The organism is Maribacter sp. (genome assembly GCF_049667165.1).
In the GTDB taxonomy this organism is placed as follows: Bacteria; Bacteroidota; Bacteroidia; order Flavobacteriales; family Flavobacteriaceae; genus Maribacter_A.
In genome coordinates, this window is sequence record NZ_JBATHS010000366.1 from 25,396 (window position 1) to 37,832 (window position 12,437).

Annotated in this window: 9 protein-coding genes and 2 tRNA genes; 6 read left to right on the forward strand and 5 right to left on the reverse strand. The window is 42.0% G+C overall.

Annotation, left to right across the window (positions count from 1 at the left end):
- Positions 1 to 3: 3 nt before the first annotated feature.
- The gene (locus WBM98_RS16615) at positions 4 to 798 is read left to right on the forward strand and encodes a DUF2797 domain-containing protein (RefSeq protein ID WP_424367140.1); all 795 of its coding nucleotides are present in this window, start codon (positions 4 to 6) and stop codon (positions 796 to 798) included.
- Here the strand turns inward: WBM98_RS16615 and WBM98_RS16620 are convergent.
- The 3 genes from WBM98_RS16620 to sppA are packed head-to-tail and all read right to left on the reverse strand — an operon-like array spanning position 791 to position 6,063.
- Complete coding sequence (locus tag WBM98_RS16620; protein WP_424367141.1) at positions 791 to 3,538, reverse strand: AsmA-like C-terminal region-containing protein; 2,748 nt, start codon at positions 3,536 to 3,538, stop codon at positions 791 to 793. The genes WBM98_RS16615 and WBM98_RS16620 overlap by 8 nt on opposite strands.
- Positions 3,539 to 3,588: 50 nt before the next feature.
- Entirely contained in the window at positions 3,589 to 4,299 is a 711-nt protein-coding gene (locus tag WBM98_RS16625; protein ID WP_424367142.1) for a queuosine precursor transporter, read from the reverse strand.
- Between the two features lie 3 nt (positions 4,300 to 4,302).
- Positions 4,303 to 6,063 (reverse strand): signal peptide peptidase SppA, encoded by a 1,761-nt coding sequence (sppA, locus tag WBM98_RS16630; RefSeq protein WP_424367143.1) that lies wholly within the window; start codon positions 6,061 to 6,063, stop codon positions 4,303 to 4,305.
- 71 nt (positions 6,064 to 6,134) lie between these two features.
- On the opposite strand from sppA, the gene folK reads away from it, so the two are divergent.
- Positions 6,135 to 7,280: a 2-amino-4-hydroxy-6-hydroxymethyldihydropteridine diphosphokinase gene (folK, locus tag WBM98_RS16635; protein WP_424367144.1), complete on the forward strand. Its 1,146-nt coding sequence runs from the start codon at positions 6,135 to 6,137 to the stop codon at positions 7,278 to 7,280.
- A gap of 110 nt (positions 7,281 to 7,390) precedes the next feature.
- Here folK and WBM98_RS16640 read toward each other — a convergent pair whose 3' ends face one another.
- Positions 7,391 to 7,930, reverse strand: coding sequence for an RNA methyltransferase (locus tag WBM98_RS16640; RefSeq protein WP_424367145.1), 540 nt, complete (start codon positions 7,928 to 7,930; stop codon positions 7,391 to 7,393).
- Between the two features lie 151 nt (positions 7,931 to 8,081).
- Between WBM98_RS16640 and mutS the strand changes: the two genes are divergently transcribed.
- The 3 genes from mutS to WBM98_RS16655 all read left to right on the forward strand — a co-directional run bounded on the left by mutS (position 8,082) and on the right by WBM98_RS16655 (position 11,040).
- Entirely contained in the window at positions 8,082 to 10,697 is a 2,616-nt protein-coding gene (gene mutS / locus WBM98_RS16645) for a DNA mismatch repair protein MutS (protein WP_424367146.1), read from the forward strand.
- A 117-nt stretch (positions 10,698 to 10,814) separates the two neighbouring features.
- Positions 10,815 to 10,887, forward strand: a tRNA-Gly gene (locus WBM98_RS16650).
- Between the two features lie 69 nt (positions 10,888 to 10,956).
- Positions 10,957 to 11,040 (forward strand) — tRNA-Leu (locus WBM98_RS16655).
- Between the two features lie 93 nt (positions 11,041 to 11,133).
- Here the strand turns inward: WBM98_RS16655 and WBM98_RS16660 are convergent.
- Entirely contained in the window at positions 11,134 to 11,538 is a 405-nt protein-coding gene (locus WBM98_RS16660) for a hypothetical protein (RefSeq protein ID WP_424367147.1), read from the reverse strand.
- 94 nt (positions 11,539 to 11,632) lie between these two features.
- On the opposite strand from WBM98_RS16660, the gene WBM98_RS16665 reads away from it, so the two are divergent.
- Positions 11,633 to 12,437: tyrosine-type recombinase/integrase (locus tag WBM98_RS16665; RefSeq protein ID WP_424367148.1), on the forward strand; the 805-nt coding region annotated here is incomplete at its 3' end.

Genomic DNA, 12,437 nt, shown 5'->3' on the forward strand with positions numbered 1-12,437 from the left:
AATATGCATTACGAGGGAGTATTACGTAAAATGGAGACGGAATGGGGTCGGCCTATTCAGTATTATTTGCTTTTTGAAGACAATTTTTTGAATGTGAACCAAATGCTGAACCGGGAAATCGAGATACAATTCATAAAATACCAGTGTCTCAATTGCGGTCAGGATCTGCCGATTTTCAGGCAAGGTTTCTGTAAATCGTGCTTTTTCGAAACCCCATCGGCCGGGGATTGGATCATGCGACCCGAATTAAGCACCGCACATTTGGGCAAAGAGGACCGAGATCTGGCCTATGAGAAAAAAGTACAGTTACAACCCCATATCGTTTATTTGGCGAATTCGAGCAACATTAAGGTAGGGGTTACGCGCAAGTCACAAGTGCCGACAAGGTGGATAGATCAGGGTGCCCATGAAGCCATTGAAATTGTTGAAGTCCCAAACAGGTACCTCGCCGGCATTACCGAAGTCGCCTTAAAAGACCATATCGGCGATAAAACCAACTGGCGCAAAATGCTTACCAATGCTATTGATGATGAGGATCTCGTTGCATGGCGCAATAAATTGAAAGCCTATATTCCTGCCGAGGCGGCGGAATATTTCATCGAAAACAACCAAGAAACCCATATGGAGTTTCCGGTGCTCGAATATCCAGAAAAAGTCAAAAGTCTGAATCTGACCAAAACACCTAGTTATAAAGGTGTTTTAAAGGGCATAAAAGGGCAATACCTGATGTTTCAGGACCATACGGTCTTCAACGTACGTGGCAGCGAAGGCTATTATGTTTCCTTAGGTATTAGTTGATTGAATCGGTTTTAGTTTTAGCAGTATCCTTTTTCTTTTTCCCCCCTAACAAACCACCTAGGATATTTTTGGTCGCTTCCTTTACCGGATCTTTTATTGGGGAAGTCAATGTGTCCTTTTTTTGCCCCACGGAATCCTTGGCCTTTTGAGTGCCTGTTAATATTCCGCCCAGAATTTCTTTGGCTCCATCTTTTACGGGATCCGCTTTTTTAGTGGAATCATTTTGGTTCGCATTTCCATTAAGGATACCCCCTATCAAATCCTTGGCCTTTTCGGTTCCCTTGTTGATGAGTTTTTGTTTTTCGATCTCGATCAATTTGGTGGTTAGGCTTTTTACCCCAGACGTGAAATCGGTGGTCACTGTCGGACTATCATACATGCCTCCGATATTTGCCGTGACGGGAATGGTAAGGTTTTCCAACGTCTTATCATCGATTTTTGCGATCAGGGCATTTACTTCCTTACCCAAATATTTTGAAGGAACTTCCAGGGTTGCGGCATAGTTCATTTTTTTGTCAAAGGTGTGGCTCCCGGTTATATTTACAGCCATGTCTTGGTACTTGATACTGAAGGGTTTTACTTTGACAACCCCATTCTCGAAGGAAAGTGCCGTTTTCAATCCCTTAAGATCTACTTTATCGAGTTTTAAGAAATCGAGTTTGGTAGTCATGGCCGAAATTATTTTGGCTTTGTCAGGTATATTTACCGCCTCCAAGAGTTCTGCAAGTACATTCCCCGATATCGTACTCAAATTGGGTGTAAAATCGTCGGTCAGGTTACCTGATATCGAGATGGTGGAATTTAATTTTCCCTGCAAAGCACTGGCTACCGGCGCCAATACCTGAAACAATTCCAGGTTTTTGAACGTTTCGCTAATCTGCAGCTGGTCCAAGCCCAGTTTCATGGCAAAGGTCGGGGTTTCGTTTTTGGTCGAGACCTCACCGTCAAAGGCGACCTTGCCATTGAACATTGATGAGGTCATGTTGCTCAGGGTCGCTTTTTCGTCCCTAATGCGCAGATTGCCCTTTACATCTTTCAAAACTAAGTTATCATAAAGTACCGTATTGGCAGAAGCCTCGATATTGACATCCAAGAATGAGGGAATCTTTATTTTGTCCTCCGTAGTAGTGACAGGAGCAGACGTGGCCTCGTCTTTACTTGCGGCTACCGGCTCTTGGACCATAAAATCGTTAAGGGCGAAGGTGTTCGATTTTAAATTGAAGTTCCCTTCTACCTTTTCATTGTTGAACATAAAACCCAGAAGGTTGTTTATGGTTCCAGTGATATCAAAATCGGTCTTGCCCGTTTTCCCTTGCATTTTGTTCAAGGTCACCGTTTTCGGATTGAACATCAAGGATGTAGTCGAAAGCTTAACCGGATTCGGTATCTCGCTCGAATTGTATTCAAAACCCTTTAGGTCCATGGTACCCGAAGTCTTGGTGTTTTCGTATTGCTTTTTTTCGATGGATGCCATATCGAAGTCCGTGGTAATATCCGCATTCAATAGCCCCTTTAAATTAAGGTCCGCTGGCACGGGATAGGCCTTTGAAATATTGGCCAAGTCCATACGGCCATCCAAATGGGCCTTGACCTTGGTGTTACCCATAAGTTCGGTGATCTTAGCCACCATGTTGAACTTGTCTTGATCGATCATAAAGGAAGCCTTACGGATATCGACATACGTGTCTTCGGTAATTCCGGTCGTATTTTCGATTTCAACATCCATATGCACATTGCTGACCGATTTTGGAAGATCGGGATATTTGAAGGAGGCATTCTCGGAGTTGATCTTAATATCGAACTTGGGAATGTGGGTATCATCGACAATCCCGTTGAACTTTCCTTCTACCGTAAAATTGCCGGAAGTCTTTACGTTTTCTATGTTCTTCGAATATTCCTCAGGAATAACAGCCAGGAAATTCTTGAAATCGGAAGATGGGGTCTTAAAGGTGATATCGACTTCCTGGTCATTATCGTTCAACTTCACAAATCCCTCGAACACCAAGGGAAGCTGGTTGACCATAGCCTCATTCTTCAAAAAAGTGTATTTGTCTTCTTGTAAATCAACACCAATCAGGGCATCGAGCTTTACTTTATTCTTGTTCAAGTATGTTGTACTATCCATGGTAAATGAAACCAAGGCCTCGGTTGTGGTCTCGAATTCCGATTTCGATAGCGACAGGTCCCCAGTACCCTTATGTTGAATTTCATCGACCACCAAGGTAATACCACCTTCCAAATCGTCAAAGATCACTTTTGAGGAGTTGATTTCATAGGACTGTAAATCCAAGGTAAAGCCCTCGGAAGAGACTTCATTCGACGTTTCGCCTTCGGTGGACTTGCCTATATCATAGGACGCATTGCCTTCAGCATTGATCTTCACATTCAGAAGCGCCCCATCGACAATCAGGGATTTAATGGCTATGGCTTCGCCAGAACTTTTAAAGAGTTCTCCAATACCCATTTTTAAAACAACCGAATTAGCAGCAAATAGGGTATCTCCCGCAAAAGGGGCCTTGTTTATAAGGGAAACTCCCTTCAGATCGACCTCTGCGTTCGGAAAACTTCGAATGAGACTCAACTTGGCCTCTGAAAAATCCATCGTGGCATTAACGTTGTTGTTGACGTTGTTCTTCAGGATATCCCCGATTTTGGCCTCCAATATAAAAGGGACGGCAATAAGGATTCCTACGATAACCAACAAGACCACCGCTACTATTTTCAATAATTTCTTCTTCATATTTTTATAACCTTTAACTCCAAAAATAACTCCAGGAAAGCTGGAATATTTTATACTTCCAAATTTATTTCCTCCCCTATTTTCAATCCGAAACGTTTTCTTAACAGATATACGAAGAAATAGAGGAAAGGGGTGTCGAGCACTGCGATAAATACTTTAAAAAGAAAACCGCTGATCACCAAACCATAGAACATGCTCCATGGCAACACCTTGAATATACACAACAGACCGACTACCGTGAACGTATCGATAAATTGGGATAAAAAAGTCGAAAAATTATTCCGTATCCATAAATGTCTCCCTTTGGTCACCCGTTTCCAAAAATGATAGATGGCAATATCAACATATTGCGCAAATAAATAGGCTAGCATCGATGCCAACACCGCAATCGGTGAAAGCGCAAAAACACTACTGAAGGTTGCATCGTCAACCGGGGAGTTTTCAATCGCAGGCACATGGTTGGCCAATAAGATAATCCCCATGGAGAAAAACGAGGCAAATATTCCGGCCGTCACTATCTGATTCGCCTTTTTCTTACCGAAAATCTCAGCGATAAGATCCGTTATCAAAAAGGTAATGGGATAGGGTAAAATACCCACGGAGACTTCAAACAGATTGGCCCCAAGGACGCTTACTTCGCCAAAAGGGTTCCAATAAAAGAATTTCTGGAAAATCAGGTTCGAAACCACCAGAGAGGTAATGAACATGGCTCCCAAATACAGATAAACCCTATAAGCCAGTCTTTTATCCTTCTGGTTCATAGATTACTTTATATCCAATTTAAAAGGCATCCTGGCTTGAATTCCCTTTTGCTCCATTACCGATTTAAACTGTTTAATGATTTCATAGGATTCCTGTCCTATTTCCTCTTTGATGAAATTTTGCCCTATTCTTGATTTTGCACTACTCATATCTTCCATGAACCGCTCGAAACCAGATTTATACTTTGGATATTTCTTAATCCCATAGGTTTTTAAGTCTGCCAAGCCGGCCGCAGCTTCAATGGCATCATCCAAGGTCCCCAATTCATCGACCAATCCCAATCTTTTGGCATCAACCCCACTCCAAACACGACCTTGAGCCATACTATCGGCTTGGGCCACGGTAATATGGCGCCCTTGTGCGACCCGTTCCAAAAAGGTATCATAGACTTCCTCAATACCTTCTTGTACCACATTCCTGAAATTATCGGTCATCGGTTCGAACACCGAATAATCGACTGAATTTGCGTTGGTGCCTACTTGTTCCGCATTTATACCGATATCAGTGGCCAACCCATTGATATTCGGAATAGTACCAAAAACCCCTATTGAACCTGTTATTGTCGTTGGCTCGGCAAAAATCCTATCGGCGCCGGCAGCGATATAATACCCGCCTGAAGCAGCAACATTTCCCATGGAGACCACGACAGGCTTCTTTTCCTTGGCCAGTTCAATCTCCCGCCAGATAATATCAGAGGTCAATGCACTTCCCCCAGGGGAATCGACACGTAACACAATCGCCTTTACATTCTCATCATCACTCGCCTTCCTCAATGCCTTTGTAATGATCCCCTGTCCAATAACATCAGGACCTCCCTCCCCATATAAAATTTCTCCTTGTGCAAAAACGACCGCTATTTTATCATCTCCCTTAAGTATGGTTTTTTTATTGGAACGCCTGGTATAATCATTCAAGGACACGTAGTTGATCTCATCATCTTTATTCAGGGACAACGCCGATCTAAGTTTCGCCTCGTATTGATCATAGAACAATAGATCATCTACCAACCCGGAGGCCTTTGCATATTTTGGCAATCTACCTCCCAACGTATCGGCTATGATATTAATGTTCGCTTCACTTATATTTCTTCCTTCAGCAATATCAGTAACCATGGTGTTCCATAATGAAGTGATCAATTCCTTGATCTGGGTTCTATTGGCATCACTCATTTCGTTCGCTAAAAATGGCTCAACGGCACTTTTATACTTCCCATGGCGGATGACCTCCATCCTTACCCCTGTTTTCTCCTGTAGATCCTTATAAAACAGAACTTCGGAAGAAAGCCCCTTAAAATCCATTCCCCCAACTGGGTTCAGGAATATGGAGTCTGAAACACTGGCCAAATAATAATCTTTCTGTAAATAGAAGTCCGCATAGGTATAGATGAATTTTCCACTTTCCTTAAAATCCTTCAACGCTTTTCGAAGGGCCTGGGTCTGGGCAAGTCCGGCCAAAATGAAATTGCTATTGATACTGATTCCCTTGATATCGGCATCGGTTTTCGCTACGGCAATGGCATGCAGAATTTCATCAAGGCCTTGTGCTTTCCCAAAGATGGCGGCAAAAGGATCGGCTTCATTGTTTCCGACGTAATCATTTATGGGCAATTGCAGTTGCAATTCCAGAACGGTATTATCCTTAATGACCACCCCTTCCTCGGCCCCAGCGATCAAACTTATAAAAACCATGAACATAACGACCATGACCCCAAAAGCGATCAAACAACCCAATATGGCCGCTAGTAGATTCCTTAAAAAATTCATTTTAATCCTATTTTTATTACGGGCCAAAGATAACCAAAGTGAATTTGTTTTGTTTACTTTGTTTTAATATTATGAACGAACCCAAAAAGGCTTATATCTCTCTTGGCAGTAATCTCGGCAATCGCCTGCAAAACCTGCAAAATGCCCTATTTCATTTAAATACTGAAGTCGGCAGGGCAACTGCCGTTTCAAAGGTCTATGAAAGTGAATCCTGGGGCTTCGATGCCGCAGATTTTTTAAATGCCTGTGTTACGCTTGAGACCCATTTACCCCCCCGTGAGGTCCTATCAAAAATCCTTTTGATAGAAAAAATGTTGGGTAGGGAGCGCACCAATGCCAAGGAATATACATCAAGGACCATTGATATTGATATTCTTTACTATGGGAACGAAATCGTGCAAACGGATGCGTTGACCATTCCCCATCCTAAGTTACAGGATCGCAAGTTCGTTCTGTTGCCTCTTGCCGATATCTCCCCACAGTTTTATCATCCTATCCTCAAAAAGGATACACGCAACTTAGTACAGGAATGCAGGGACAAAAGCTTAATTCAAAAAACCCAATACAAGCTCTACAAATCTAGGCAGGAACTTTTCTCCAATTTGAGTTTTATAGCCATTGAAGGCAATATTGGTGCGGGTAAGACCACCTTGGCCCAAAAAGTCGCTGAGGATTTCAATGGCAAGTTGGTCTTGGAACGTTTTGCCGATAACCCCTTCCTGCCTAAATTTTACGAGGACCAAGGTCGCTACGCCTTTCCGTTGGAAATGTCTTTTTTGGCGGATCGATACCAGCAATTCACCGATGATACTTCGCAATTCGACCTATTCAAGAATTTTATGGTCAGTGATTATGATATCTACAAATCTTTGATATTTGCACAGGTCACTTTGCAAAAAGACGAGTTCAATCTTTATAGAAAACTCTTTAATCTCATGTACCGGGAGGTTCAAAAACCGAGGATATATATCTATCTATACCAATCGACCGATCGGTTGCTCAAAAATATCCAAAAACGCGGCAGAGCCTATGAACAAAGTATCGAAGCCTCCTATTTGGATAAAATAAACAAAGGATATTTTGAATTTTTCAAAAGTTATCCAGAACAGAACACCCTCATTATCGACGTTGGGGAGTTGGATTTTGTGGCACATTCAACCGACTATAATGCCATCATCCAGAAGATCCTGAATTTTGCGCTGGAAACCACATATTAAGAAATATTTCACATATTCCTTGCGTAGAACCTAAGGTTTCCCTTAATTAGCACTTGCTTAATCGCAACTAACTAACTCAAACTATATATCGAAAGGCCCTGATGCAAACATCAGGGCCTTTTATTTTTGACCTTCGACAACAGGTCCCAAATAACAATTCCCACACTCACGGCTATGTTCAGGGAATGCTTGGTGCCATACTGTGGTATCTCCAACACCTGATCACTGGCGCTGACAACCTCTTGGGAAACCCCTTTGACCTCGTTTCCGAAAACCAAGGCGTATTTCACCTTATCCGCTACGGTAAACTGATGTAACATCTTCGCATTTTCGGCCTGCTCAACGGCCACGACCCTATAACCTTCGTTCTTTAGTTCATCAACGAGTTGCAAGGTGTCTTTGCGATACTCCCAACAGACACTATCGGTGGCCCCTAGCGCCGTTTTACGTATATCCTTATGTGGGGGAGTGGCGGTTATACCACAGAGGTATATTTTTTCAATCAAAAAGGCATCTGCCGTTCTGAAGACAGACCCGATATTGTTCAAACTTCGAATATTGTCCAATATTAAAATCAATGGGGTTTTTTCCGCCGTCTTAAAGGCTGCAACATCCAACCGTTCAAGTTCCTCATTTCTTAATTTTCGCATCTTTATTTTATTTGGCCTTTTAAAATCGGACTTTCCAGAATAGGATAAACTTTTTCAAACATATTAACAATGGTGCATTTTACAAGTCAAAATTGGTATTTTCGTTTTATCAAGTCCAGTGCAAAAATAAGGTATTCCCATCGTTTTTAAAATGACAGCAAAAACAAAGAAGGTCACCCCTTTAATGAAGCAATATAATACCATCAAGACCAAATATCCTGATGCGTTGCTCTTATTCCGGGTAGGCGATTTTTATGAAACCTTCGGTGAGGATGCCGTTAAGGCATCAAAGATACTGGGCATTATCCTTACCCACCGAAACAACGGGGGTGACCGTACCGAGCTTGCCGGTTTTCCGCACCATTCCATAAACACCTATCTCCCAAAATTGGTCAAAGCAGGGCAACGGGTCGCCATTTGTGATCAATTAGAAGACCCCAAACTCACAAAGAGCATTGTAAAGCGGGGCGTAACCGAGTTAGTAACGCCAGGGGTCGCCCTAAATGATGATATTCTCAATGCAAAGACCAACAATTTTCTATGTGCCGTTCACTTTGGCAGAAAATTATTGGGGGTTTCCTTTCTGGATATTTCCACTGGGGAATTCTTGGTTGCCGAAGGCAATGAGGAACAGGTTGATAAATTGCTACAAAACCTCGATCCCAATGAAATATTGGTTTCCAAGGCCCATAAGACCGATTTTCTAGCTGTTTTTGGCAAGCAGTTCCATACCTTTTTTACCGAGGATTGGTTGTTTCAGGAAGATTATGCCCTCGAAACCTTGACCAAGCACTTCAAGACCAATTCCTTAAAGGGATTTGGGGTAGACCAACTGAGCCATGGGATCATTGCTTCAGGGGTGGTCTTGCACTATCTTTCGGAGACCCAACATCGGCAATTACAGCATATCAATACCATAAAGCGTATTGCAGAGGAAGAATATATCTGGATGGATCGCTTCACCATCAAAAACCTGGAGCTCTACCATTCCTCGAACAACAATGCCGTTACCCTTTTAGAGGTTATTGATCATACCATTTCGCCGATGGGCGGTCGAATGTTGAAACGATGGTTGGCGCTCCCCTTAAAGAACATTGAAAAAATACGCAGGCGACATCGGGTAATTTCCTATTTAAAAAAAGAACCTACCGATTTCAAGAAATTACGGCACCATTTGAAACAAATCGGTGATTTGGAACGGCTGATTTCCAAAATCGCCACGGGAAAAATAAATCCTAAGGAAGTAATCCAGTTAAAAAACTCCTTAGAAGCCGTCATCCCGATCAAACAGGTGACCACCCTTTGCGAGAATGACGCCTTACAATTTATCGGGGACCAATTGCATACCTGTGATATGTTGCGGCAAAAGATCAAGGAGATGGTCAATGAAGAGGCCCCGGTCAATGTACTCAAAGGGCATGTTATAGCAGAAGGGTATTCCGAAGAGTTGGATGAACTTCGGGGATTGGCCTTTTCAGGCAAGGCCTATTTAGACAAAATGTTGGAAAGGGAAACCCAAATTACCGGTATAACCTCGTTGAAAATAGCTTCGAACAATGTATTTGGTTATTATATTGAAGTACGGAATACCCACAAAGACAAGGTGCCCGATTCCTGGATACGCAAACAGACCTTGGTGAATGCCGAACGCTATATCACAGAAGAACTAAAGGAATATGAGGCTAAAATACTAGGTGCCGAAGAGCGAATAACCCAACTTGAACAACAGCTTTTCGCCCAATTGGTGGTCTGGATGCAGGAATATATCGTACCCGTACAGAACAATGCCCATCAAATTGCCACCTTAGACTGTCTTTGTGGATTTACACAATTGGCCATAAACAATGATTACAATGAGCCACAGCTCAATGATTCAACAGCATTGGAAATCATCGGAGGACGCCACCCCGTCATCGAAAAACAACTTCCCTTAGGGGAAACCTACATCTCAAATGATGTCATACTCAATCGTGAAAATCAACAGATCATCATGATCACAGGGCCCAATATGAGTGGTAAATCGGCCTTGTTACGACAAACCGCCTTAATCGTTCTATTGGCCCAAATGGGTAGTTTTGTACCCGCTGAATCCGCCAAAATAGGCTATGTCGATAAGATTTTCACCCGCGTCGGCGCAAGTGACAATATCTCTATGGGCGAATCGACCTTTATGGTCGAAATGAATGAAACCGCCTCGATCTTGAACAACCTCTCGGAGAGAAGCCTTATTCTTTTGGATGAGATCGGGCGGGGTACGAGTACCTATGACGGTATTTCGATAGCATGGGCCATTTCGGAATATATACATGAACATCCCGCGAGGGCCAAAACACTTTTTGCCACCCACTATCATGAACTCAATGAAATGGCATCGACTTTTGAGCGTATCAAGAATTATAATGTATCGATCAAAGAACTGAAAGACAAGGTCTTGTTCTTACGCAAGTTGATTCCTGGGGGCAGCGAGCATAGTTTCGGAATCCACGTAGCCAAAATGGCCGGAATGCCGCAACAGGTCATTCAAAAAGCCAATAAGATTTTGAAAAAATTGGAGAAATCGCATTCCAGCGAAGAATTGACCGATAAGTTACAAGCGGTTCAAGATGACATGCAACTCAGTTTCTTTAATTTGGATGACCCCTTATTGGAACAGATAAAAGAGGAAATCATCCATTTGGATATCAATACCCTTACCCCGGTAGAAGCTTTGATGAAGCTTAACGAAATCAAACGATTGTTGACCAAGAACAAGAAAGCGACATCCTAAACTGAAATGGTGCCAACCGTTTAGGTTTGAATTTTTTCGAACAAAATTTCTTTGCCGTTTATAGAATTGTATTAAATTTGCGTCCGCATCAGTAATGTTGTGTAGTTCTTTTAAAATGCGAAAATAGCTCAGTTGGTAGAGCGCCACCTTGCCAAGGTGGAGGTCGCGGGTTCGAATCCCGTTTTTCGCTCGAAACGCTGCTTGCCAGCGTTTTTTTTGTTTATGGCTAGCCCTCCTATAGCAAGGCTTCGGAGGACAAGCTCGAGTGGTGGAATTGGTAGACACGTTGGACTTAAAATCCAATGGCCATTAGGCCGTGCGGGTTCAAGTCCCGCCTCGAGTACAAAGGGAAAGCCAAGATTTATAGTCTTGGCTTTTTTGTTTCAGGTACAACATAGGTACAACAAAATCCCATTTATAGAAATAACCATATATTTTAATTTATTTTGGACTGTTTTGGATTCTTCATCATATAATCCTGCCAAATGACCAGTACATATTTTTCTTTGCCATTCTCTTTTCTTGCCAAAAACCCATACTCGTAAACAAAAAGATATATATCCTCTTTTTGGTTCTTCCAATAATGGGTGAAGAAATTAGGGTCGAAACCCAGTTCCAATAAAACTTCTGCCCGTACTGTTACCTTGCCTCCCTTGTTATATTCTTTCAATATCTTGCGGTTAAGTTTCAATTGGTTGTCAACTTTATTGTAAAACCGCTCCGGGCGTTCTTTTTCCTTCTGGTACTGAAAGGAGCTTTTACACTGTGGATCACAGAATTTCTTATCCGTTCTACCTTCCAATTCCTTACCGCAATGAAGGCATTCCTTAAATAATCTCATCTATTCATAGTTTATCGGTTCATTATACGTATCCTATCCGTATAAGGTACGACTATTAAAAATATTTAGAATAATTTGGTCAAAAAAAGAGACTATGGGTCCTAATCAAAGTATCACCTTGAAGCATTTAATGATAGACAACCAAAAATTTATTGGGCTTCAATATAACACCAATAAAGTACTACAGGCCATGGTCGATTCTTTGCCCAATGTTTCCTGGAGCAAGCAATTTGGCATGTTTTATATTCCCAACACCAAAATAAATCTAGAATTAGTTTTTAAAACTTTCCGTGGAGTGGCATGGGTCAACGGGAATTATTTTTTTGCCGAACGCTTGGTTCATCGCGATAATCCCGAATTGAATTTGGCACAGATAAGGAACCGTCCCGAAAGAGAAGGATATAAGAACTGTCCTGAAGGCTACTTGCTAAAACTCGAGCTGAAGCGGTACGCCGAAAATACAGTCCGTAACTATGTATCCTGTTTTGAAGCGTTCATCAATTATTATTATGAAACCGATCCAACGGATCTTAACGAAATGGATGTCCGAAATTATCTACAAAAATTGATCCAAGAGCGCAAATCGAATTCATACATAAACATGGTGGTCAACAGTATCAAATTCTATTACGAGATCGTTCTGGGAATGCCCAATAGGTTCTATTCGATTGAAAGGCCTAGAAAACAGAAGCAGTTGCCAAAAGTTATTTCCAAAGAGGAGATTATCAAGATCATGGCGAACACCAATAATATCAAACATAGGTGCATCGTTGGTCTACTATATTCCTCCGGACTTAGACGGGGTGAACTTTTGAATTTACTGGTAACCGATATCGATAGTAAAAGAATGATTGTCAATGTTTTGAATGCAAAAGGGAATAAGGATAGATATAGTGTCC

Coding starts and splice junctions, on each gene's coding strand:
- WBM98_RS16615 (WP_424367140.1), top strand. CDS start 4: ATGCATTACGAGGGAGTATTACGTAAAATGGAGACGGAATGGGGTCGG.
- WBM98_RS16620 (WP_424367141.1), bottom strand. CDS start 3,538: ATGAAGAAGAAATTATTGAAAATAGTAGCGGTGGTCTTGTTGGTTATC.
- WBM98_RS16625 (WP_424367142.1), bottom strand. CDS start 4,299: ATGAACCAGAAGGATAAAAGACTGGCTTATAGGGTTTATCTGTATTTG.
- sppA (WP_424367143.1), bottom strand. CDS start 6,063: ATGAATTTTTTAAGGAATCTACTAGCGGCCATATTGGGTTGTTTGATC.
- folK (WP_424367144.1), top strand. CDS start 6,135: ATGAACGAACCCAAAAAGGCTTATATCTCTCTTGGCAGTAATCTCGGC.
- WBM98_RS16640 (WP_424367145.1), bottom strand. CDS start 7,930: ATGCGAAAATTAAGAAATGAGGAACTTGAACGGTTGGATGTTGCAGCC.
- mutS (WP_424367146.1), top strand. CDS start 8,082: ATGACAGCAAAAACAAAGAAGGTCACCCCTTTAATGAAGCAATATAAT.
- WBM98_RS16660 (WP_424367147.1), bottom strand. CDS start 11,538: ATGAGATTATTTAAGGAATGCCTTCATTGCGGTAAGGAATTGGAAGGT.